The sequence below is a fragment of the Streptomyces sp. NBC_00390 genome, assembly GCF_036057275.1.
In the GTDB taxonomy this organism is placed as follows: Bacteria; Actinomycetota; Actinomycetes; order Streptomycetales; family Streptomycetaceae; genus Streptomyces.
Genome location: NZ_CP107945.1, coordinates 4410961 through 4433500, shown reverse-complemented (window position 1 = coordinate 4433500; position 22540 = coordinate 4410961). Strand labels below are relative to the sequence as shown.

Below are 22540 nucleotides of genomic sequence, written 5' to 3'. Positions count from 1 at the left end.
CGATACCTGAAGTGGGTGAACGTGACCAAGGCGAAGGGTGCAGCGATGCGCCGGATCCAGGCGGGGAACGCGTTGAGCGCGTTCGGACTCGGCTTCACCGTTCCGTATCTGTACGTCTATGTGGCGCAGGTGCGGGACCTGGGCTCGAGCTCGGCAGGTGCCGTGCTCGCGGTCTTCGCGATGGCCGCACTCGTCGCCCTCCCGTTCACCGGACGGGTCATCGACCGGCGCGGGCCGCTGCCGGTGCTGGTGGGGGCCGCCGTGCTGGCGGCCGTCGGTGCCGCGGGGATGGGACTCGCGACCTCCGTACCGGCCGTCGTCATGTCCACCGCGCTGCTCGGCGCCGGTACGGCCGTGATGCAGCCTGCACTCGCGACCATGATCGTCTGGTGCTCGGAGAGCGCGACCCGGACCCGCGCGTTCGCCATGCAGTTCTTTCTGCAGAACCTCGGGCTCGGCATCGGGGGGCTGATCGGCGGCCACATCGTGGACGAGAGCCGGCCCGCCAGTTTCACCCTGCTGTTCGGCATCGAGGCCGCGATGTTCCTGGTGCTGGCCGCGATCGCGCTCACCGTGCGGCTCCCCCGCTCGCTCACCCTCCAGGAGGCCCGGCCCGCGAACACGGAGGCCAAGGCGAGGGGTGGCATACGGGCACTGCTCGGGCACCGGGCGATGGTGCAGCTGTGCGTCCTCGGCTTCGTCCTCTTCTTCGCCTGCTACGGACAGTTCGAGTCGGGCCTGGCCGCATACGGCACCGAGGCCGCAGGGATCGAGCCCGCGACGCTGGGGACGGCGCTGGCCGCCAACACCGCGGTGATCGTGGCCGCGCAGTTCCTCGTACTGAGGTTCGTGGAGCGCCGCAGGCGCAGCCGGGTGATCGCCTCGGTCGGGCTGATCTGGGCCGTCGCCTGGATCGCGGCGGGGTACGCCGGGCTCGGCCACGGCAGCCAGGCCATGGCGACGGCCGCGTTCATCTCCACGTACGCGCTGTTCGGGCTCGGCGAGGCCATGCTGTCTCCGACCGTGGCCCCGCTGGTGGCCGATCTCGCCCCGGAGGGGATGGTCGGGCAGTACAACTCCGCGTTCGCCCTGGTCAAGCAGCTCGCCCTCGCGGTCGGCCCGGCCGTCGGCGGCCCGATGGGTGCCGCGCTGCACGGGCCGTACATCGTGACGTTCACGCTGTTCTCGCTGGGCATCACGGTGCTGGCGCTGCGTCTGGGCAAGCGGCTCACCCCTGCGCAGGACCAGCCGTCGCTCGCCGCGAAGTCGCGTGTGGTGGCGGTGCACAAGATCGAGCACGGTCCGCGGACCGGGCAGGACCCGCAGCCCGTGGAGCCCGTGGTCGCTGCCTCAGCTCACTGAGGCAGGGCGAACTCGCACCAGACCGCCTTCCCGCCGCCCGGTGTGCGGCGGGACCCCCAGGACGAGGCGATCGTCGCGACGATGGAAATCCCGCGACCCGCCTCGTCCTCCGATTCCGCGCGGCGGCGGCGCGGAAGATGATCGTCCCCGTCCGTCACCTCGATGATCAGCCGCCGGTCGGTGCGCCGGAGTCTGAGACCCATCGGCGGGACGCCGTGCTGCAAGGAGTTGGCGACCAACTCGCTGGCCGCCAGCACTCCCAGATCGTGCAGCTCCGGCGAGAACCGCCACGAGGCCAGCACCCCTGACGCGAACGCCCGTGCACGTGGCGCCGCCTCGATGCCGCCGAGCAGGTCGAGGGCGGCGTTGTGGAACAGCTCGGCGTCCCCTCCCGTACGCGTCGGATGCTGGATCACCAGAACGGCGACATCGTCGTCATGATCCGCCGTCACCCCCAGCGAGCGGATCAGCCGGTCGCAGACCACCTGCGGGGTCCCGGTCGCGCCGGCGAGCGCGCGCTCCAGAGCAGCCATTCCCTCGTCGATGTCCTCGCGGCGCCGCTCGACCAGGCCGTCCGTGTAGAGGACGGCGGTGGAGCCGGGCGGGAGGTCGATCATCCCCGAGGTGTGCAGCCAGCCGCCGGTGCCCAGCGGGGGGCCGGTCGGCTCGGCCGCGCGGCGGACCGTGCCGTCCTCGTCGCGGACCAGGATCGGCAGATGGCCGGCGGAGGCGTAGACGAGCCGGCCTTCGTTCGGGTCGTGGACGGCGTAGACACAGGTGGCGATCTGGCTGGCGTCGATCTCGGCGGCGAGGCCGTCGAGCAACTGGAGCACCTCGTGCGGCGGCAGGTCGAGGCGGGCGTAGGCCCGTACGGCGGTGCGGAGCTGGCCCATGACGGCGGCAGCGCGAACCCCACGGCCCATCACGTCCCCGATGACCAGGGCGGTGCGGCCGGCGCCGAGGGTGATCACGTCGTACCAGTCGCCGCCGACCGCGGCGTCCGTGCCGCCCGGCAGATACGTGGCGGCGAAGCGCAGATCGTCGGGCTGCTCCAACTCCTGCGGCAACAACGACCTCTGGAGGGTCACCGCGGTTTCGCGGTGACGGCGTTCGCTCGCCCGCAGCCGTTCGGCCGCCTCCGCGTGGTCGGTGACATCGGCGGCGAAGACGAGCACGCCCTCGGTGTCCTTGTGCTCGCCCGACCACTCGGCGGGCAGGCAGGTGACCGTGTACGAGCCGCCGCCCTGGGTCCTGCGGGACTTGACCGTACGCGGCTTGCCGCTGCGCAGGACCTGGTCCATCAGAGGCAGCAGGCCCAGCTCGACGAGTTCCGGGCAGACCTCGGCGGCGACCGATCCGGCCGGGCGGTGGCCGAAGGCCTGGGCGTAGGCGTCGTTGACGTAGGCGATGCGGTGCTCGGTGCCGTACACGAGCGCGACCAGGGCGGGCAGGCGGCCGAGGATCTCCGGAGCGGAGAAGTCCTCGAGGGCGGGGACATCGGGCAGCGGCTCGAGCTGCTGTCCGTACTCGCCGCGGGCCGCGGGTACGGAGCCTTCGCCTCGCTGGGCCGGGGAGATTCCGTGATCGGTCCCCCGCGCTGCGGCGCGACGCTGCGTACCGGGGAGCCTTGGGCTCCAACGCGTGAAGTTCACTGACTTTCTAGCCTCAATGGGTTTGTCGCCAAGGGTCACTCTGTGCAGGTGTGAGCCCACCTATGGTCACACGTCCAGTGTGGCCGACCGGACTGACAGTCGTCTTTGCCGAGCGCCGTCGGCCGGATCCGGAGCCCCGTCAGCTGCCTCTTGAGCTGCCGGAATCGGATCCGTCCTGCGGCCCCGTGTCCTTTTCCTTCTTCTTCGCGCCGTTGCCGTCGCCCCGCCCGTTGCGCCGGCCGCCTGCGGCCAGCTCGAACTGCGCGCGCGGGTGCTCGAGCGAGCCGAGGGAGACGATCTCGCGTTTGAACAGGCCTGCCAGGGTCCATTCGGCGAGTACGCGGGCCTTGCGGTTGAAGGTGGGCACGCGGCTGAGGTGGTAGACCCGGTGCATCAGCCAGGCCGGATACCCCTTGAGCTTTCGGCCGTAGACATGGGCGACACCCTTGTGGAGGCCCAGGGACGCCACCGACCCGGCGTACTTGTGGGCGTACTCCTGGAGGGGCTCGCCGCGCAGCGACGCCACGATGTTCTCGGCCAGAACCTTGGTCTGGCGCACGGCGTGCTGGGCGTTGGGCGCGCATTCCGCGCCCGGCTCGTCCGAGGTGATGTCGGGGACCGCCGCCGCGTCCCCCGCCGACCAGGCGTGCTCGACGCCGGCGACGGCGAGCTGCGCGGTACAGGTCAGCCGGCCGCGCTCGTTCAGGGGCAGATCGGTGGCGGCGAGGATCGGCGCGGGCTTGACGCCGGCCGTCCACACCACCGTGCGGGTCGGGAAGCGCGAACCGTCACTCAGGACGGCTACACGGTCCTCGCAGGAGTCCAGGCGGGTCTCGAGACGTACGTCGATGTTGCGGGCGCGCAGCTCGCTTACGGCGTACCTGCCCAACTCCTCACCGACCTCGGGCAGGATGTGGTCGGCCGCTTCCACCAGGATCCATTTCAGGTCCTCGGGCTTGAGGTTGTGGTAGTAGCGCGAGGTGTAGCGGGCCATGTCCTCGAGCTCGGCCAGCGCCTCGACGCCCGCGTAACCGCCGCCGACGAAGACGAAGGTGAGGGCGGCGTCGCGGATGGCCGGATCGCGCGTGGACGATGCGATGTCCATCTGCTCGATGACGTGGTTGCGCAGGCCGATGGCTTCCTCGACGGTCTTGAAACCGATACCGAAGTCGGCCAGGCCGGGGAGAGGCAGGGCACGGGAGATGGAGCCGGGTGCGAGGACGAGTTCGTCGTAGGTGAACTCGGTCGCGCCGGCGCCCTCCTCCTCGGTGGCGAGGGTCGCGACGGTCACCGTGCGCTTGGCATGATCGATTGTCCGGGCCTCGCCGATGACGATCGTGCATCCGTCGAGGTCGCGACGGAGCGGGACCACGACATGACGTGGGGAGATCGAGCCGGCTGCGGCTTCCGGGAGGAACGGCTGATACGTCATGTACGGATTGGGTGTGACCACGACGATCTCCACATCGCCGCGCCCGAGCTCGGGCTTCAGCTTCCGCTGGAGGCGCAGTGCCGTGTACATCCCGACGTAACCGCCGCCGACGACGAGAATGCGCGTGCGCGGCGGGGTGCCGGGGGTCGCGCCCCGGGTGTTTGCAGCCTTCACCTTCCCATGACGCAACGGGCTCAAGCGTTTGTCCACAGCCCCGGCAAATTGTGTGACCGGAAGACGACTGTGGCCCGGTCGGGGCACGGTTTCGGACGAAAGGGAAGGTCCGCAGGTCAGACCGGTCGAGAAGGGGGCTGGGAGGGGGCCGAATAGGGAACCTTCCGGCCCTTGCTCCGATCGGGGGGCGCAGTGTGCGGAAGTACCCCCTTCTGAATTGACCCTGGCTCAACTATGTTCGTACTCGGTCGGGGTGCCGGGTCACGGCACGCCCGGCGGACTGGGCGGGGAGGTCTCCGGGGGGAGACAACATGACCGGGGGAACGCTTATGCATATTCAGGATTCGCATTGGCAGGCTGCTGCTGTCTCGTCTGCTGCGGCGGATGCGTCGTCCGCATCGGCCGTGGCCTCGGCCGCGGACAGTGGTGGGAACGGACAGGCGGGATCGGGCGGGGCCAGCCGCTCGACACCGCTGCGGGTGGACGCACAGCGCAATCTCGAGCACGTACTGCGCGCTGCGCGCGAGGTGTTCGGCGAACTGGGCTACGGCGCACCGATGGAGGATGTGGCGCGACGGGCCAGGGTCGGTGTCGGGACGGTGTACCGCCGCTTCCCGAGCAAGGACGTGCTGGTGCGGCGGATAGCCGAGGAGGAGACCTCCCGGCTGACCGAGCAGGCGCGTACGGCTCTGGGGCAGGAGGAGGAGCCGTGGTCGGCGCTCGCCCGCTTCCTGCGCACATCGGTTGCGTCCGGCGCCGGGCGCCTGCTGCCGCCGCACGTACTGAGGGTCGGCGTGGACGGCGAGGAGCCCGGGGACGCCGCGAGCGGCGGGCTGCACGAGGCGCATGACGGGCCTCGGGTGCCGCACCAGCGGCACGGTACGCAGCCTGGGCTGCGCGTCGTCGCGCCTCGGTCGGCGCCGGCAGAGGAGCAGGACGACGCCGGTGCGGCAGACCTGCTGGAGGTCGTGGGTCAGCTGGTCGACCGGGCGCGGGCGGCGGGTGAGCTGCGCGGTGATGTGACCGTGGCGGACGTCCTGCTGGTGATAGCCACGGCCGCACCCTCGCTGCCGGATGCCGCGCAGCAGGAAGCGGCCTCGGCCCGGCTGCTGGAGATTCTTCTGGAGGGTCTGCGCCCGCGGTCGGCCTGAGAACGCCTGACGCCCGCCGCACGAATGCCGGACGACACCGAACGACTCCGTGGCTCGGCGACCATGCAGCCGATAAGTCTTCCCCGAACGAGTGATGGGCCGTGCTCGTTTTCGGGGAAGTCTCCCCGGATGGGTGGTTGCCGGAGACGGGGGTTCGGTGCATGGCCTCTCTGTGTCACGCTTGCCCGGTGTTCGGGTCCGCGGGTGCTTACAGGAGCTTGTCGCGATGAGCGGTGACGGTCGGGACGAGTCACTCGACGGTGCGAGCAGGCCGGCCACCACCGGGAGTCCGTCTCGGCAAGTACCTGTCCAGGGCGGCCCGGTGGATGCGTCAGGGACTGCCGACTCCCGGTCCGAATCCGCCGAGGAGTACGCCGTACCGCCACAGCGCGAGGGCGGCCGCAGCGGCGGCGCTCTGCCGCGGCAGCGCGAAATGCCGTCGTCGGACGGCGAGTTGGTCCAGCGCATGCGGGACGGCGACGACAGCGCGTACGAGGAACTGTTCCGCAGGCACGCGCAGGCCGTCCGCAGATACGCGCGCACCTGCTGCCGGGATGCGCACACAGCAGACGACCTGACGGCCGAGGTGTTCGCGCGGACACTGCAGGCGGTGCGCGGTGGCTCCGGGCCCCGGCAGGCCGTCCGGGCATACCTGCTGACGACGGTGCGGCGCGTGGCCGCGACGTGGGCGAAGACGGCGAAGCGCGAGCAACTGGTCGACGACTTCGTGGTGTTCGCCGCCGCGGCTGCGGCGAGCACGGACGTGTCGGGCGACGAAACGCTCGATCTGGGCGCGGACGTAAGGGCGATGCACGAGGCCGAGCAGTCGCTCGCCCTGCAGGCCTTCCGCTCCCTGCCCGAGCGATGGCAGGCCGTGCTGTGGCACACGACCGTCGAGGAGGAGTCGCCGAGCGAGGTCGCACCGCTGTTCGGGCTGACCGCCAATGCCACGGCGGTGCTGGCCGGCCGGGCCCGCGAAGGGCTCAGGCAGGCCTACCTCCAGGCCCATGTGTCCTCCGCCCTCACCTCGGGTGGCGACTGTGCGCGGTACGCGGACCGGCTGGGCGCCTACGCGCGGGGCGGGTTGCGGATGCGGGCGGAGCGCGGGCTGCGCAAGCATCTGTCGGAGTGCGCCAAGTGCCGTCTGGCCGCGGGTGAGCTGGCGCATGTCAACGCCGGGATCCCCGCGCTGCTCCCGGTCGCGGTCATCGGCTGGTTCGCCGCCGGCTACTCGCTCAAGGCCGCGGGGATCGCGGCCGGTGGAGCCGCGGGAGCGGCCGGGGTGGCCACCGCTGCGGGTGGCTCGGCGTCAGGCAGCGCCTCTGGCGGCGCGGCCGCCGGTGGGGCGGTCGCAAAAGGGCTGGGCGCGCCCGCGAAGGCGGGGATCGCGGCGGCCGCAGGCGTTGCCGCGACCGCCGGGCTGGTGTGGGCCATGTCCAGTGAGCCCGAGCAGACGACCAGGCCGGAGGCCGGGCCACCGGCCATCAGGCCCGTCGAATCGCGGCCGCCGGCGCCGGGCCCGGAACCCGAGCCGCCGGCTTCGTCCGCGCCCACCCCGACGCGGCGAGCGGAATCCGCACCCTCGCCTGCGCCCACATCCACCCGGCAGGCGGCTGCGGTGGCGCCCACGTCCGAGGCCCCGGCGCCGCCCGCGCCGAGCCCGACCCCTACCCCGACACCGTCCCGGCCTCAGCAGCCCGCCCCGGTGCCTCCCGCCCCGCCCACGGCTCCGCCGCCTCCCCCTCCGGCGACCGAGGTCTACCAGGTGAACAGGCTCGAGTACGGCGCGTTCGGCGACCACACCGAACCGGAGGTGCGCCTTCGCGGGAGCACCTGGCTGTGGCAGCGCTGGGGCATGTCGATCGCCGGCAAGCGGTACGGACACGGCGTGACCGTGCACGCCACGTCGTCCGTCACCGTCGACCTCAACCGCCGGTGCACGTCCTATGACGCACTCGTCGGTGTCGACGACATGACGCTCGGACCCGGCGCGGTGCGCTTCTCCGTGTACGGGGACGGCGCGCGGCTGTGGCAGTCCGCGGTGATCCGCCGCGGGGACTCCGCCGTGCCGGTGCATGTGCCGCTCTCCGGCCGGAAGACGATCCGCCTCGTCGTCGAACCACGCACGCCGGCCGGATCGGTGGCGCTCGCCGACTGGGCCCAGGCGCAGATCACCTGCCACTAGCCAAGGGCGGACCGGGCATGGCAGGCACCGTCCTTCTCCCGGGCGGCGCGCCGAAGTCTCAGGCCTGAAGCGTGGGCCTCTGCGGTACACCGCCCGCGACAGCGCGCGAGCGCGGAGCGGCCGTGCCCGTCCAGCAGGTGCCGCGGCGCGAGAGCAGTCTGCGCAGCCACAGCTCGGTGGAGATCAGGTCGGTCAGGCCGTCCAACGGCACGGGTTCGCCCTCCGAGGCGGCCCGCAGCGCCTTGCGGACGACCCGCGCCTCCACGAGGCCGGCGTCCGCGAGCAAGGGGGCGTCGAAGAGGGCGATCAGATGCGGGAGCGCCGCGCGCAGGCCTGCCCGGGCCGTCGTGGACGAGGCAGCCTGGGTCGGGGCGCCCCAGCCCGGCGGCAGGTCGTGGATGCCCGTGCCCGCGAGGACCGCCCGCAGCACCGCGGTGCGCGCCCCCGGCTGGACCCGCAGCGACTCGGGCAGGTCCCGGCAGGCCCGTACGACCTGGTTGTCCAGAAAGGGGGCGTGCAGCCGCTGGCTGCGGATCTCCGCGGCCTGTTCCAGGATCCGCTGGTCCGCGGCGTGCCGGGTCAGAGCGGCCCGTGCCCGTGCCTCGCCGGGCCGCTGGACGGACGTCGGCCGGGTCGCCGCCTCCGTCAGACGAACCGATACTTCAGCCAGTGCCTCTCCCGTCAGCCAGCGCGCCGCCGGTCCCGGCCGTGACCAGGTCAGGGCGGCCAGTGAGGCACCCACCGGTCCGCCCGGCGGCCCGCCGCCCGGACGGTTCGCCGCCAGCAGCCGGTCCGCCGCCGTCTCCAGGCCGGTGCGGTACGGCGTACGGGCCAGGCGCCGCGCCGCCCGGTACATCGTGAGCGGTACGAACAGCGACTGCGCCGAAGGCCCTTCGGCGCGGGCGAGCGCCGTGACCGGCCGCAGCAGATGGCGCCGGCGCCGGTCCAGCAGCAGATCGGCCAGGCGAGCCGGATGCGCGTCGAGCACCTGTCGTGCGCCCGCCCCGGTGAAGTGGTCGGCACTGCCCGCGGCCAGGCGGCCCCGGTGGCGTTCGGCGACCACCAGGGACGGCGCGGGCTCGTCGGTCAGCGGGCCCGTGTCGAGCCCGGCGTACGGCAGTGTCTCCTCCCCGCCGGCGACCACGACATGGTGCAGCCGCGGGTTCGCGGCGATCACCCGGGCCCGCTCCAGTTCGGGTTCACGGGCCTCGTGATCGCCGGTGGCGAGGTCGTTGAAGGTGACGGCGAGCAGCCGTTCACCCGCGCCGGTGCCATGGCCGAGGACGGTGCCCGGCACGCCGGGCAGTCCTGCCGCCAGCAGGGCGAGGGTGCTGGAGGCGCTGCCCCCTGACAGGTCCGCACCGATGCCGGGCGCAGGCGCCCCCCGTGCCGCGCGACGTTCGGCGGGCCCCATGCCCGGTACGGGCCCCGGGTCGGGCGGCAGGGTCTCCGGGGCATGCCGAGGTGCCGTGAGTCTCGCCCGTACCGCCTCGACGAGTGCGTCCCGCACGCCGTCGATGGCCCGCCCGGCCTCGATCTGCGGCCCGGCGACGGCAAGCGAGGCCACCGGCTCGTACCCGGTGATCTCCCGCGAGCCCTCGCGCAGGATCAGCGCATGGCCGGGCGGGATGCGTCTGACCCCGGCGTACGGGGTGGAGTCACGCAGCGCTTCCGGGGTCTCGGGGCAGGCCAGGAGCGCGGCCAGGTGGCCGATGTCCAGCTGGGCTTCGATGAGGTCGGCGAGCGGCAGTGCCGCGGTGGCGTAGGCCGTGCCGTTCGCCCAGGGGGTGTAGAAGACGGGTCTCGCCCCGGCCAGGTCGCCCACCACGGTGATCCGGCGACCGACCTGGACGACGGCGGTGTAGCTGCCGGCCCATGCGGTCAGATGGCGCAGCGCGCCGCCGCGGGCGGCGAACAGCCCGACCCTCAGCTCCTCGTCGCTGGCGGCGCAGCAGCCGAGGACGGCGAGGCGGGTGACGGCGGGTGCACTCGTGCCGCCCGGGACGTTGCGCTGGGGCGGGGCGACGGTGACGACCCTGACCTCGTCCGGGCGCCAGTCGCCGACCGCCCACAGCGGATCGGGATCGCCCCACAGCAGTTGGGCTCCCACGGGGTGGACCGTTCGGCCTTCGCCGGATGCCCCGACGGCCCCTGCCGTACCGAAGTTCGCGGCGATACTGCTCCACCCCACCAGCCACCGCATCGCCGCCTCCACCACATTCCCGAAGCCGTTCGGGAACATGCTGCCACGAAGGAGGCGCGCAGGAGGGTGTCCGGGTAGCGCGCGCAAAAAGTGAACACGCCCCTGGCAATGGCCGTTTGGTGACGGTCGCCGACCGCGCCCGGGGACCGCCGAGGGTCTGCACGGGGCCTCGGAGGGCCCTTGGGGACAGACGTCATTCGGCCATTCTGTGTTCGTGCACACGCATCGGTTTCAGCTCAACTCACAGTCCGGGAGGATCAGTTGAACTCGATTCACCTCCCGGACCGGTCCGCCGCCCGCGGGGATTGAGACGGCGGTGTCCCCCAGCCCACTGGTTTCCAGTCGCAGTGGGCCGACCCACGCAGGACTCATGGAAGCGCTCCCGACACGCCCCGGCCAGAGCGCACGGACGGGCGCACGGCCACACGGCGGGGGCACGGGGGCGTACGCGCCAACCGCCCGTACAGACAACAATCTCGCCATACGGAAGACCGCCTCTTAACGGTCGGGATGTGGCGAACTACGCTGTGTTTACTGCTGTCCTCCGCGGGCGCGCATATTCCGAAGGGCTCGGACGGGTGCTTTTGCAGCCGGGACCGGTCCGGAGGTGCTGTGCAAACCAGGAGGACACAGTACGAATGCCGTGCGCCTCGCGCGACGCGGCGGCCGTCTGTGTGTCGAGGGGTGGCGCATGTCCAGGGAGCAACGCGGGCCGAACGAGAAGCTCGGCACCGTTCTCGCCCTCGCGGGAATCAGCAACGCCGGCCTCGCCCGGCGGGTCAACGACCTCGGTGCGCAGCGCGGTCTGACCCTTCGCTACGACAAGACGTCGGTGGCGCGATGGGTGTCGAAGGGCATGGTGCCGCAGGGCTCCGCGCCCCATCTCATCGCCGCCGCCATCGGCGCGAAACTGGGCCGCCCCGTGCCGCTCCACGAGATCGGCCTCGCCGACGCCGACCCGGCGCCGGAGGTCGGCCTCGCCTTCCCGCGCGATGTGGGCGAGGCGGTGAAATCGGCCACCGAGCTCTACCGCCTCGACCTGGCCGGCCGCCGGGCGGGCGGCGGCGGCATCTGGCAGTCACTGGCCGGATCCTTCGCAGTGAGCGCTTACGCCACACCGGCCTCACGCTGGCTGATAACCCCCGCCGACTCGTCCGTCGAGCGCTCGGTGGACACGGCGCGGGGCACCTCTGACACCGCAGGCGTCCCAGCAGTCCCCGGGGCCACGGAGCTGCCGGAGACGGCGGACTCCCCGGTCCGGGTGGGCCACAGCGATGTCGCCAAGCTGCGCGAGGCCGCAGAGGACGCCCGCCGCTGGGACTCCAAGTACGGGGGTGGGGACTGGCGTTCGTCGATGGTGCCGGAGTGCCTCCGGGTTGACGCGGCACCGCTGCTGCTGGGCTCGTACTCGGACGAGGTGGGCCGCGCACTGTTCGGGGCCACCGCCGAGCTGACCCGGCTGGCCGGATGGATGGCCTTCGACACCGGGCAGCAGGAGGCCGCGCAGCGGTACTACATCCAGGCGCTGCGCCTGGCCCGCGCCGCGGCCGACGTGCCGCTGGGCGGCTACGTCCTGGCGTCGATGTCGCTGCAGGCGACCTACCGGGGCTTCGCCGACGAAGGGGTCGACCTCGCCCAGGCCGCGCTGGAGCGCAACCGTGGCCTCGCCACCGCCCGCACCATGAGCTTCTTCCGCCTGGTGGAGGCACGGGCGCACGCCAAGGCGAACGACGCGGCGGCGGCCGGGGCCGCGCTCAAGTCGGCGGAGGGATGGCTGGAGCGCTCGCGCGAGGGAGACACCGACCCGACCTGGCTGGGCTTCTACTCGTACGACCGGTTCGCGGCGGACGCGGCGGAGTGCTACCGGGATCTGAAGGCGCCGCGTGAGGTACGCCGATTCACCGAGCAGGCGCTGTCGCGGCCGACGGAGGAGTTCGTGCGCTCGCACGGCTTACGTCTGGTCGTCTCGGCGGTCGCCGAGCTGGAATCGGGCAATCTGGACGCGGCATGCGCGGCCGGCACCCGGGCGGTGGAGGTCGCGGGCCGGATCTCCTCGGCGCGTACGACCGAGTACGTACGGGACCTGCTGCACCGCCTCGAGCCGTACGGCGACGAGCCGCGGGTCGTGGAGCTGAGGGAACGGGCCCGGCCGCTGCTGGTCGCCCCGGCCTAGCGGCCGCACGGCACTTCGCTCCCCCCGGCCCGGCAACGGCACGGGCCTGGTTTAAGCGCATTGTCGGTGGGCCAGTGCACTATCGGGGTGGGAGGTGTGCGGTGACGACGGCATACGACTGTGACGTGCTGGTGATCGGCGGCGGGATCGTCGGTCTGTCGGTGGCGTACGCCCTCACGCGCGCGGCCCCCGGAACCACGGTGACGGTGCTGGAGAAGGAGTGGGGCCCGGCACGGCACCAGACCGGGCGGAACAGCGGAGTGATCCACAGCGGGATCTACTACCGCCCCGGCTCGCTGAAGGCTCGGTTCGCGGTGCGCGGCGCGGCCGAGATGGTGAAGTTCTGCGCCGAGTACGGCATCGACCACGAGGTCACCGGGAAGCTGATCGTCGCCACCGGCCGCGACGAGCTGCCTCGGCTGCACGCCCTGGTCCAGCGCGGCCGCGAGAACGGCATTCCGGTGCGCGAGCTGGGCCCGGCCCAGATCGGCGAGTACGAGCCCCACGTGCGGGGCCTTGCCGCGATCCATGTCGGTACGACCGGGGTGTGCGACTTCGGCGCGGTGGCGGCACAGCTCGCGACGGCCTCGGGCGCGGATGTGCGGTACGGCCAGGAGGTGGTCGCTGTCGACCGGCGCCCCTGGGGCGTCGCCGTGCGCACCGCGTCCGGGGCGGTGGTGCGGGCGCGGGTGCTGGTCAACTGCGCGGGGCTGCACTGCGACCGGGTGGCTCGGCTGGCGGGCGACGACCCAGGAATGCGGATCGTCCCTTTCCGGGGCGAGTACTACGAGCTGGCCCGCCCGGACCTCGTACACGGCCTGGTCTACCCGGTGCCGGACCCGGCGTTCCCCTTCCTCGGCGTGCATCTGACCCGTGGCATCGACGGCGGCGTCCATGTCGGCCCGAACGCGGTCCCGGCGCTGGCCCGCGAGGGCTACAGCTGGTCGCAGCTGCGTCCCCGGGATCTGGCCGGCACGCTCGTGTGGCCCGGTTCGTGGCGCATCGCGCGCCGCCACTGGCGCTACGGCGCGGGCGAGCTGCACCGCTCCTTGTCCAAGCGGGCCTTCACCGAGGCGGTGCGCCGGCTGCTGCCCCCGGTGACGGAGTCCGATCTGCGGCCGGCCCCGTCGGGGGTGCGGGCCCAGGCAGTGCTGCGGGACGGGACGCTGGCGGACGACTTCCTGATCCGCGAGGCGCCACGCACGGTCCATGTGCTGAACGCGCCGTCGCCTGCGGCGACGGCTTCCCTGCCGATCGGCCGCGAGGTGGCCCGCCGGGCCCTGACCGCGCTGGCGGCGGACCGTCCGGCCCGGGCGGCACGGTAGAGACGGGGCGGCGGAGGCGGGGCGGCAGAGGCGGGGTGGCAGGGCAGGATCCGGGCGGGCGAGCCGGGCAGGCCCCCGCTCCAGCACCAGCGCCTCTGCCCCGAGACGCACGGATCCGAGCCGCACCGGAGGGCTCGTAGAATCGACGGCACTGTGTCTGAGCTTCGAAATCCCACCCCCGACGCCCACCGGCCCTTCATACGTGCCAAGGGCGAGCCCCGTTTCCCCGGCGGACCCGCCGCCGATCCCGCCGGTTCGCACCACGAGCGCCGTATCCGCAGCTTCCAGCCGCGGCGGAGCCGGGTGACCACGGGACAGGGCGATGCGCTGCAGCGGCTGTGGCCGGTGTGGGGCCTCGACATCGACGGGCACGGTGTGCTCGATCTCGAGGAGATGTTCGGCGGGCTGCCCGTCGTCCTGGAGATCGGGTTCGGGATGGGCGAAGCCACCGCGCAGATGGCCGCCGACGACCCGGAGACCGGGATTCTCGCCGCCGACGTCCACACCCCGGGCCAGGGCAACCTCCTCGGTCTCGCGGAGCGGAACGGGCTGTCCAACATCCGGGTGGCCAACGGCGACGCGATCATCCTCCTGCGCGAGATGCTCCCGCCCCGCTCGCTCGACGGCCTGCGGGTCTACTTCCCGGACCCCTGGCCCAAGAAGCGGCACCACAAGCGCCGGCTGATCCAGCCCGAGTTCCTCACCCTCGCCACCCAGCGCCTCAAGCCCGGCGCGCTGCTGCACTGCGCGACCGACTGGGAGCCGTACGCGGAGCAGATGCTCGAGGTCCTCTCGGCGCACCCCGAGTTCGAGAACACCCAGGAGGACGGCGGCTACGCCCCGCGGCCCGCCTTCCGCCCGCTGACCCGCTTCGAGGGGCAGGGGCTCGACAAGGGGCACAAGGTCCACGACCTGCTGTTCCGCCGCGTACTGCCCACCGGTTGACCCTCTGCTGCCACCGCCTGTGGCAAACAGCATCGCCGGCTGTCGGTGGCCCTCGTTAGGGTCGACGGATGTCCCAGCCGTCCGCGCAGCACGCGCCGCAGCCGCCGAACACCCCGACGGGGCCGTCGTATCCGGCAGTGCCTGCCTGCGAACAGCGGCAGATGGACCATCTGCTCACCGCCGTGCCGCAGCGCGGGCGTCCGCGCTACCGGCCGCGCGCAGCCCGCGTGTGGCGGAGCAAGGCGGTCCGCGCGGGTGTGCTGATCACGCTGCTGGCACTGTGCGGACTGGTGATCCTCGCACTGGTACGGGAACAGACCGGCACCCACGGGTTCCTGGTCGGGCTCGGCCTCGCCACCCTGCCCGTCCCGCTGCTCATGACGGCCTTCCGCTGGCTGGACCGGGTCGAACCGGGCCCCTGGCGCAATCTCCTCTTCGCGTTCTCGTGGGGCGCCTGCGCCGCCGCGCTGATCGCGATCATCGCCAACACCTTCGCGACCCGCTGGATCGCCACGGCCACCGCTGATCCGGCATCGGCGGACACGCTCGGCGCGACCGTGATCGCGCCGGTGGTCGAGGAGAGCGCCAAAGCCGCCGCGATCCTGCTGATCTTCCTCTTCCGCCGCCGAGACTTCACAGGGATCGTCGACGGCGTGGTGGTGGCCGGCTTCACCGCGACCGGGTTCGCCTTCACCGAGAACATCCTCTATCTCGGGAACGCCTTCGGCGAGGACCAGGAGATCGGCACCTCGGGCCTGGCGTCCGTGACCGCCGCGACCTTCTTCGTACGCATCGTGCTCTCGCCGTTCGCGCACCCCCTCTTCACCGTGCTGACCGGCATCGGCTTCGGGATGGCCGCGCTCGCCGCCCGGCGCCGCCGGATCCGCCGCATCGCGCTGCCGCTGCTGGGCCTCGTCCTCGCGATGGGCGTGCACGCCCTGTGGAACGGCTCCGCGTCGCTGTTCGGCGTGTGGGGCTTCTACGTGGTGTACGAGGCGTTCATGGTGCCCGCGTTCGGGCTGCTGACCTGGCTGGCGATATGGACCAGGCAGCGCGAGCTGCGCACGATATCCCTGCAGTTGCCCGCGTACGCCGCGGCCGGCTGGCTGCTGCCCGCCGAGCCGCCCGCGCTGTCGTCCATGCGGGCGCGCACGATGGCCCGCGACTTCGCCCGGCGGACCTACGGCCCGGCGGCGGGGCATGCCGTCTCGGAGTACGAGGCGTTCGCGACCTCGCTCGCGTTTCTGCGCCACCGGGCCCACCGCGGCGCGATGGGCCCGGACTTCACGGAACGCGAGCAGGAGCTGCTCCACCATCTGTGGCAGCGCAGGGAGGTGGCCGGTCCCTCGCTCAGCTATGCGGCGCAGGCCACCGGACGGGTGCGGGTGCCGCCTCCGTACCGCAACTACGGCGGGCCCAACCCCTACCGGATCTGACGAAGGGCGGGACCGGCAGCCCAGACGTCTGGGGGCACCACGACCGCCGGGGTACGCGGTGCCGCCACCGGTGCGCGGGCAGCCGGAAACCGCCCGGCCCCGTACTCACCACGGGGGTGAGGGGGCGGGCGATCCGGACGGGAAAAGCGGTGAACGGCCGGTGGGGACCGTCAGACGGTGAGGCCCTTGTCCCGCAGCCACGCCATCGGGTCGAGACCCGAGCCGCCCGCGGTGTGCACCTCGAGGTGCAGATGAGGCCCGGTGACGTTGCCGGTCGCGCCGACGCGGCCGATCGTCTCGCCGGTGGTCACCTTCTGGCCGGCGGTGGCGGTCATCGAGGAGAGGTGGGCGTACCAGACCTCGGTGCCGTCCTCGAGCTCGAGGACGATGCGGTAGCCGTACGAACCGGACCAGCCGGCCGACTTGACGGTGCCGCCGTGCACCGCCTTGACCGGCGTGCCCGTCGGGGCCGCGAAGTCCAGGCCGGTGTGCTGGCCGGAGGACCACATGGAGCCGGACTCGCCGTAGGTGGAGGTGATCGTGTACGAGGAGGTGGGCAGCGAGTAGCTCGCGGCGAGCTTGGCGAGGCGCTCGGCCTCCGCCTTGGCCGCGGCGGCCTCCTCGGCCTTGCGCTTCTCCTCCGCGGCCTTGGCCTCTGCCGCGGTCTGCTGCTTCTCGGCCAGGGCGGCGGCCTGCTCGGCTGCGGCCTTCTCGGCTGCGGCCTTCGCCTCGGCGTCCACCTCGGCCTGCTGCTGCTCGGCCTGCTGCAGGATCCGGGCGCGCAGCGCCTCGCCCGCGTCGGCAGTCCGCTGGGAGCCCGCCGTGTCGCCGCCGGCGGCGGCGGTCGTCACGCCGCCGAGCGTCGTGGTGTTGTCGTTCCCGGAGTCCGAGTCGTCGGACATGAGGGAGCCGACGCCCGGCAGGGACTTGGCGTCGGGGAGTTTGTCCGTGATCGCGTCGGGAAGCGATATCGAGACCGCCGGCTTGTCCTGCGCGGTGGCCATGCCGCCCGCGCCGACTGCGGCGATCACACCGACGCCGAGCACCGTGGAGCTACGGGCGAGACCGCCGCGCTGCTTGACGACGCGGTGCCGGCCGCGCACCGGACGGACGGAGTCCGCGGTGGGGTTCCATTCCTCCCACTCCCGCTCCCCAGCATCGTCACCGAAGGGACTCGTTACGAAGGGGGCCTCGGGGGCAGGCATGTTGGACGCCACGAAGGCGCACTCCTTTCCTTCCTTCTCGCCTACCGGGTTAGCTGACGGGTTCGGAGCAGGAAGGTCTCCTACAGGCGCTTCGGCCGCGACAGCACGGCAAAAGACGCCCGATTCACCCCAATTGGTGGTTCCCCGGTTCCCTTGCGGGATTCGGCGCGTGCGCACGGTGCCGTCTCTTGCGACGGTTGTGACGACCGCGCTGCGTTATCGAACGTTAATAGACACGGGGGCCGGATTCCAAGCCGTTCCGACTGATCATTAACGGCTTTGGCCAGGACTTATCTGGACACAACCATCCGGAATCGGGCGACTTGATCGCCACTCAGGACACTCCCTGTTCTGACAGTTCGTCAAATGTTATGCGGAGTGGTGTCCTTCGATCACACAGCGTGGCGGCGGGGCCGCGACTCCTCCTCCGCGGCCGTCACGGGCACCTTCGCGCCCGGCTCCGGCCGCCTCTCGGCGGGCCGGGCGACCGCCAGCAGCGCCATGTCGTCGTTCGCCCCACCGCCGGTGTGCCGCCGTACGTCGGCGACCACCGCGTCGAGCAGTTCCTCCGGCCCGGCGAACAGCCGGCCGGACAGCCGCGCCCGGGGGGCGTAGAACACCCCGTCGGCATCGCGGGCCTCGGACAGCCCGTCGGTGTAGAACAGCAGCGTGGACCCGGCGGGCACCCGATACTCCTCCGCCCGGTCCGGCCACATCCCCAAGTCCCCCATTCCCAGGGGAAGCGACGCCGTGGACGGCACCAGGCTGTCCACCTTCCCGTCGCCGCGCAGCACCAGCGGATCCGGATGGCCTCGGTTCACCAGCCGCACCAGGCCGCCCTCGCGCGGGATCTCGCCCAGTACGGCGGTGGTGAAGCTCTCGACTGCGTCCAGCCCCTCCCGCAGGGGGGTCTCGCGGGCCAGTGCCCGCTCCAGCCGCCGGGCCACGCCCTCCAGCGAGCTCTCCTGCTCGGCCGCCTCGCCGAAGGCCCCGACGATGACGGCCACGACCGCCACCGCGCCCATCCCCTTGCCGCGTACGTCCCCGACAATCAGCCGCACACCGTGCGGCGTCTCCTGCACGGCGAACAGGTCGCCGCCGATGAACGCGTCCGCCTGGGCGGCCTCGTAACGGGCAGCCACCTGCAGTCCGCCGATCCGCCCCGCCGGTTCCGGCAGCACGGCCCGCTGCGCCGCCTCTGCGATCCCCCGCGCGGAGGCGAGCCGCTCGCCACTGCGCCGGACGACCGTGTTGATCAGCAGGGCGAGCGCCGAGACGGTGACCACGGTGCTCACCTCGGTGTACGACGTGATCTCCCCGATGGACTGGTTGTAGAAGTGCAGGCCGGTCACACCCATGACCGCCGCGATCCCGGTCAGCAATGTCATGAACCAGCTGAAGAGCGGTGCGGCGACCAGCGGAGCCGCCGCGAACATCGGGACCGCGGTGAACTGGGGCGGAGTCAGCAGATCGAAGACCACCCCACCGACGATCATCAGCGGGGGCAGCGCTCGGACGAGGCTCTGAGCGCTCCAGATCCTGCCCTGCTCTCGCCCCAATGCCGTTCTCCTGCCCGGTCCTCCTCCGGGCGCGGACGGTACCGCGCCCCCTTAAAGGCTCCCGGCTGCCGGGCCGGACAGCGACCCGCCGTCCTCCGACCGGGCGAAGGGGTCGGCCCTCCGGCACACGACAAAGGCCCGGTTCCCGATCTTTTCGATCGGAAACCGGGCCACTGCCTGCTAGTAGCGGGGACAGGATTTGAACCTGCGACCTCTGGGTTATGAGCCCAGCGAGCTACCGAGCTGCTCCACCCCGCGTCGGTGAACACAACCTTACGCCATCCGGAGCACGGTCCCGACCAATTTTGCGGCCGGCGGCCATAATCCCCGTTTTTCCTGTCACATCGCCCTGCCCTCGTCCGTCAGCGCTATGAGGAACGCCCCGGCCCCCGACCCGGACCTCTCACTGCAGCAGGAGGTCGTCGCGGCGTTCCTGGACGAACGAGGGCCGGTGAGCCGGCCACTGCCGGCCGGGGCGACAGAATCCCAATAGAACAAAACTGAACATAGTTCTTGACTAGGGAGAAATAAGGAGGAAAATTCTCAATACACCGGATAACCGGATGGAGCCGCACCCGCTCCTGGAGACGTCCAGAAGCCCGCGTGACCCTAGTCTCGGCTCTGGCCAGGCCCCCGGCAGATCCTGTCGGCGACAAGAGTCCTCAGCGACGACTGAGACTCGAGGAACCGATGAGGACGCCGGGGACTGTCGTGTCCGGGTTCAGGCTTGCGCCTTCTCCTCCTGCTGCCCGAGCCACAGGTCGGGACCGAAGACCTCGTAATGGATCGCCCGCGCGGAAACACCCCGCAGCAGCAGATCACGGCGCACCGCGCGCATGAACGGCAGCGGGCCGCACAGGTAGGCGGTCAGCCCCTCGGGCAGATCCAGCAGACCGACGTCCGCCTGCCCGGTCGCGGCCTCACCGGCCGGATCACCGGCCTCCTCGTACCAAAGGTGCAGCTTCGCGTTCGGGTGCGCCTCGACGAGCCGGCGCAACTCGTCACGGTGCGCGTGCTCCGCCGGGCTCCGGTCGGCATGGACCACGACCACAGGGCGCGTGGATCCGACGGCGGTCAGGTGATCGAGCACGGACAGCATCGGCGTGCTGCCGATGCCGGCGGAGACCAGCAGCAACGGACCGTCGCCCTCGCGCAGCACGAGGTCGCCGAACGGGACGGACACGGTCAACTCATCGCCCACCTTTGTGTGTTCGTGGAGCCACGACGAGACCTCGCCCTCGGGACCGCCCGCACCCCGCACGCGCTTGACGGTGATGCGCCACTGTGGGCAACCGGGCGCCGCGGAGAGGCTGTACTGGCGGATCTGCCGTGCGCCGTCGGGGAGTTGCACCCGGACGCTGACGTACTGCCCCGGCCGGAAGAGCGCGACGGGGTGTCCGTCGGTGCGCCGCAGACGGAAGGAGACCACTTCGGGGGTCTCCTCGTGCCGCTCGACGATCTCCATCTGCCGCCAGACGTCGCCTTCGGCGGTCCCGGCCTCCTGGTAGAGCCTGGCTTCGGCGGCGATCAGCGCATTGGCCATCAGCCAGTAGACCTCGTCCCAGGCAGCGGCGACCTCGGGGGTGACGGCGTCACCGAGCACGTCGGCGATCGCGGCGAAGAGGTGCTGGTGGACCAGCTTGTACTGGTCGGACGTGACACCGAGCGAGGCGTGCTTGTTGGCGATGCGGGCGAGCATCGCGTCCGGCCGCTCGCCGGGATGCTCCAGCAGCATGCCGGCGAAGGCGGCGACGGAACCGGCCAGGGCCTGCCGCTGCTCCCCGTTGGCCTGGTTACCGCGGTTGAACAGGTCCCGCAGCAGCTCGGGCCGGTCCTCGAAGAGCTTCTGGTAGAAGAGCTCGGCGATGTCGCCGATGGCGGCACCGACGGCAGGCAGGGTGGCGCGGACGATCGGCACGGACTGCTCGGAGAGCACAGCGACTCCTAATTGGTATTTGATCTTCGTATTTTTGGACGCGACCGCCCCCGGATCGAGGGGGATTTCACTCGATGCGGCGCCCGGTCAGACCGACCAGCACCGGCCCGGTCGGCGAGGCCACCAGGTCGGCCACGGTCAGTGGATCGAGGGTGGCGTAGAAGGCCTCCTGCGCGTCGCGCAGCGCCCGCCGCAGCCGGCACGCCCCGCGCAGCGGGCAGGGCGTGTCACCCTCGCAGGTGACAACCTCCCCCTGCCCCTCGAGCTCCCGGACCAGCCGGCCGACCGAGGTCTCACGCCCCGGTCCGGTCAGCGCGAGCCCACCACCGCGCCCCCGCCGCGCCTCGACGACCCCGAGGTGCTGCAGCCGGGCGATGGCCTTGGCCATGTGCGCGTAGGGCACGTTCATGGCTTCCGCCACCTCGCGAGTGGTCAGCGTCCCGCCATGCTCGGCAACGGCGAGACGCATCACGGCACGGAGGCCCAGATCGGTGAACTTGGTCAGTCGCACACCATGAAGCTATCAAATTGGCATTCAGTATGCGCATTAGGGGCCTGATGCAGGACTCCGCTGTCGCGTCCGTGGTGGCACCTCGGACGATCATGGTGGGGATCGCCGGGCCGAGGGGCAGGGTGCCCTTCAGCGGGTGCGCAGCCGGTCGCCGGGCGGCCGCCGGCTGCACCCTGGAGGGTCTGCTCCATGCTCGCCGTCTCGGGGGCCGGGGTCCGGGGTCCGGGCCCGGTGCTCAACCGCTCGTCCCCACATCGTTGTTCGGCGCCCCGTCACCGACCGGCGGCAGATCGCCGCGCTCGACCGGCTGCCCGCCGTCGCCCTGCCCGGGAGGCAGTACGGCGTCGAGTTCCGCGTCGCCGGCGGCGTGCGCGGCCTCGGCCGCCTTGCGCAGGGTGGCGCGATCCACGCTGCCGGTGTCGGCGTTGACCCGCACCAGCCGCCCGTCCACCTCGGTCACGTACTCGTGTTCCGAGGCGCTCCTGCGGTACCACCTCTTGCCGTCCTCCACGCACTCGACAGCGCCGCCCGTCGCAGCGCTGCCGACACCGAGCGGGGCCTTCGGGCAGCTTGCCGCGTCCATGGAGCCCCGATCGACACCAAGGCGTATCTGCACACCCGTGCCCTGTTCCACATACGTCGCCGAGAACCCGTCGGCACCGAGGACGCCCACGGACTGCTTGGCCACCTCGAAGCCCGACACCTCGGTGACGTAGACGTTCTCGATCGCCACCTGGGCGGCACGCGCACGTGCCTCCAGCTCGGACCGGTCCACTCCCGGACCGGCGGCTCCGCTTCCGCCGGATTCCGTTCCGGCGGTTTCCGTTCCGCAGGCGACCAGGGCCAGGGCAAGGGGTGCCACGGCCGTCACGGGCAACAGGAGGCGCGGCAGGCGCGCGACAGACTTCATGCGGGTCATGGTGCCGCACAGGTGTTCCCCGTTCTGGGAACTGGTGTCCTGTTCGTTGTCCTCGAACGGCACCGTGACCGGCCGGGCAATCGGCGTGATCGGCCCCGAGAACGAGGTCAGCCCCAGGCCGGAACGGATCTGACCTGGGGCTGAGCGGTAGGCCGTGTGGGACTCGAACCCACAACCAACGGATTAAAAGTCCGCTGCTCTGCCAATTGAGCTAACGGCCCTCGACACAACACCCCTGAGCATAGCCGGAGAGATCCCCGGAGCCGATCGGGTATCCCTTCCCCGTCATGTCCCTGGGTCCGAAGCCCTCCGAAGCGGGCACCTTCGCGGATCGTCCCGGCGGGTGAGAAGCGGCGGGGCCCGCACAACACC

General features: G+C 71.8%; 15 protein-coding genes, 2 tRNA genes and 1 riboswitch. Of the genes, 7 read left to right on the top strand and 10 right to left on the bottom strand.

Translation table 11 applies throughout. The annotated features are described in order from the left end of the window. Nucleotides 1–45: 45 nt before the first annotated feature. Nucleotides 46–1362, top strand: coding sequence for an MFS transporter (locus OHS70_RS19395; protein ID WP_328405758.1), 1317 nt, complete (start codon nt 46–48; stop codon nt 1360–1362). Here OHS70_RS19395 and OHS70_RS19390 read toward each other — a convergent pair. Together OHS70_RS19390 and OHS70_RS19385 are read right to left on the bottom strand one after the other, a co-directional pair. Continuing rightward, on the bottom strand, nt 1356–3014 hold the full coding sequence (locus OHS70_RS19390; protein WP_328399049.1) for an ATP-binding SpoIIE family protein phosphatase: 1659 nt from the start codon (nt 3012–3014) through the stop codon (nt 1356–1358). The genes OHS70_RS19395 and OHS70_RS19390 overlap by 7 nt on opposite strands. A 139-nt stretch (nt 3015–3153) precedes the next feature. Continuing rightward, on the bottom strand, nt 3154–4536 hold the full coding sequence (locus OHS70_RS19385) for an NAD(P)/FAD-dependent oxidoreductase (RefSeq protein ID WP_328405756.1): 1383 nt from the start codon (nt 4534–4536) through the stop codon (nt 3154–3156). A gap of 413 nt (nt 4537–4949) precedes the next feature. Between OHS70_RS19385 and OHS70_RS19380 the strand changes: the two genes are divergently transcribed. Together OHS70_RS19380 and OHS70_RS19375 are read left to right on the top strand one after the other, a co-directional pair. Next, entirely contained in the window at nt 4950–5771 is an 822-nt protein-coding gene (locus tag OHS70_RS19380; protein WP_328399048.1) for a TetR/AcrR family transcriptional regulator, read from the top strand. A 226-nt stretch (nt 5772–5997) separates the two neighbouring features. Further along, complete coding sequence (locus OHS70_RS19375) at nt 5998–7956, top strand: sigma-70 family RNA polymerase sigma factor (RefSeq protein ID WP_328399047.1); 1959 nt, start codon at nt 5998–6000, stop codon at nt 7954–7956. Nucleotides 7957–8014: 58 nt separating this feature from the next. Here the strand turns inward: OHS70_RS19375 and OHS70_RS19370 are convergent, their stop codons facing one another. Continuing rightward, nucleotides 8015–10159, bottom strand: coding sequence for an asparagine synthase-related protein (locus OHS70_RS19370; protein WP_328405754.1), 2145 nt, complete (start codon nt 10157–10159; stop codon nt 8015–8017). A 691-nt stretch (nt 10160–10850) separates the two neighbouring features. Between OHS70_RS19370 and OHS70_RS19365 the strand changes: the two genes are divergently transcribed. From OHS70_RS19365 to OHS70_RS19350, 4 genes are all read left to right on the top strand, one after another. Next, nucleotides 10851–12332: an MFS transporter gene (locus OHS70_RS19365; RefSeq protein ID WP_328399046.1), complete on the top strand. Its 1482-nt coding sequence runs from the start codon at nt 10851–10853 to the stop codon at nt 12330–12332. Between the two features lie 101 nt (nt 12333–12433). After that, nucleotides 12434–13657 (top strand): L-2-hydroxyglutarate oxidase, encoded by a 1224-nt coding sequence (gene lhgO, locus OHS70_RS19360; RefSeq protein WP_328399045.1) that lies wholly within the window; start codon nt 12434–12436, stop codon nt 13655–13657. 153 nt (nt 13658–13810) lie between these two features. Then, on the top strand, nt 13811–14602 hold the full coding sequence (trmB, locus tag OHS70_RS19355) for a tRNA (guanosine(46)-N7)-methyltransferase TrmB (RefSeq protein WP_328399044.1): 792 nt from the start codon (nt 13811–13813) through the stop codon (nt 14600–14602). Nucleotides 14603–14670: 68 nt separating this feature from the next. Then, a complete protein-coding gene (locus tag OHS70_RS19350) occupies nt 14671–16038 on the top strand; it encodes a PrsW family intramembrane metalloprotease (RefSeq protein ID WP_443062622.1) in 1368 nt (455 codons plus the stop codon). 170 nt (nt 16039–16208) lie between these two features. On the opposite strand, the gene OHS70_RS19345 is transcribed toward OHS70_RS19350, so the two are convergent. From OHS70_RS19345 to OHS70_RS19315, 7 genes are all read right to left on the bottom strand, one after another. Continuing rightward, on the bottom strand, nt 16209–17255 hold the full coding sequence (locus OHS70_RS19345; RefSeq protein WP_328399043.1) for a M23 family metallopeptidase: 1047 nt from the start codon (nt 17253–17255) through the stop codon (nt 16209–16211). Nucleotides 17256–17266: 11 nt separating this feature from the next. Further along, nucleotides 17267–17421, bottom strand: a riboswitch (cyclic di-AMP (ydaO/yuaA leader). 214 nt (nt 17422–17635) lie between these two features. Next, nucleotides 17636–18802, bottom strand: a complete 1167-nt coding sequence (locus OHS70_RS19340; protein ID WP_328399042.1) for a PP2C family protein-serine/threonine phosphatase — start codon at nt 18800–18802, stop codon at nt 17636–17638. A 184-nt stretch (nt 18803–18986) separates the two neighbouring features. After that, nucleotides 18987–19060: transfer RNA gene (locus OHS70_RS19335), tRNA-Met, on the bottom strand. A 463-nt stretch (nt 19061–19523) separates the two neighbouring features. Beyond that, a complete protein-coding gene (locus OHS70_RS19330; RefSeq protein ID WP_328399041.1) occupies nt 19524–20738 on the bottom strand; it encodes a globin domain-containing protein in 1215 nt (404 codons plus the stop codon). 67 nt (nt 20739–20805) lie between these two features. Next, on the bottom strand, nt 20806–21249 hold the full coding sequence (locus OHS70_RS19325) for an RrF2 family transcriptional regulator (protein ID WP_328399040.1): 444 nt from the start codon (nt 21247–21249) through the stop codon (nt 20806–20808). 235 nt (nt 21250–21484) lie between these two features. Next, nucleotides 21485–22159: a hypothetical protein gene (locus tag OHS70_RS19320; RefSeq protein WP_328399039.1), complete on the bottom strand. Its 675-nt coding sequence runs from the start codon at nt 22157–22159 to the stop codon at nt 21485–21487. 157 nt (nt 22160–22316) lie between these two features. After that, nucleotides 22317–22389, bottom strand: a tRNA-Lys gene (locus tag OHS70_RS19315). Between the last annotated feature and the right edge of the window lie 151 nt (nt 22390–22540).